A 1,077-nucleotide genomic window follows, 5' to 3' on the forward strand; every position below is an offset into this window, starting at 1 on the left:
TTTTTAAATAACCTTTTATCAAGGTTTATTTAATGATGCCAAAATTCATATTAATATCAGTTTTAACTAAAAAAACGAGGTTATAAATCTATTAGGCATAATCAGAAATCAATTTAAGACTCAATTAGAAATTTCATTCGATATTTTCTGTCCATATTCTTGACATATGAGCCAGAGGTTATACTAGAAAGTGAAGCAAACTAAAGAAATAGATGCTTGGCTTTTTTGTTTTGCTATACAAAAAATTAAGCTTGCAGGTTATTGTAGTTGTTAATATATTATCAGTTTAACAATTTAAAAAGATTAGAGTATAAGAATATGGTACTAATTAATAAGTCATAAATTATTGATATAAGAAATGAATAGTGCGAATAAGGTTAATTGAATTTTTATTTTTATATTATTAGTATATAATTTATAGTATGTAATATAATAGATGAGAAGTGATGTTTATTTATAGGGACATATTGGATTTTCTAGAAAAAAGTGCAAGATTAATTATATAAATTTGATAAGGAGATAGTTCCATGAGTGAATTAAAATATAACTATAGACAATTTGTGTATATGTATCTAATAAAGTCATTATCTAAGAATGTAAATAAGTAATTCTTAAGTAAAGAAAAGTTTGAATTAGAAGCGACTTTAAAAGAAAGGTACAAAAATTTATAGTTATTTATATTATAATATTAATAAGTTATTTATAAGGAGTGGGGAAATGTTATATCAAAACAGAAAGTATAATAATGAAAATGATAAAAATGAATTTGAACAAAAATTAAATGATAATTTTCCAGAATTTTTTAATGAGGATAGAACTTTTGACTTGAATAAATTTATAAATGAATTGAATTCATCGAACTTTGAAGAATTGTCTATGGGTTATTCTTTAAATTTCATAGGTAAAAATTATGCTAAGAAGATTGCGACTGAAAAACCAAACTCAGTTATTGTACCAAACATAGAATATAATAGTAATAATAATTCAGAAAATCTTTTCTATACAGGAGATAATTTAGAAGTTTTAAAACATCTTCAAGATTCTTATAGTAAATCTATTGATTTAATATATATAGAC

1 pseudogene is annotated in these 1,077 nt (G+C 22.3%); it reads left to right on the forward strand.

Annotation, left to right across the window (positions count from 1 at the left end):
• Positions 1-717: 717 nt before the first annotated feature.
• Positions 718-1,077: pseudogene (locus ACF91D_RS30565) on the forward strand (site-specific DNA-methyltransferase); the annotation flags it as partial.

The organism is Staphylococcus sp. 231237_7MaSpsaltlick (genome assembly GCF_043107035.1).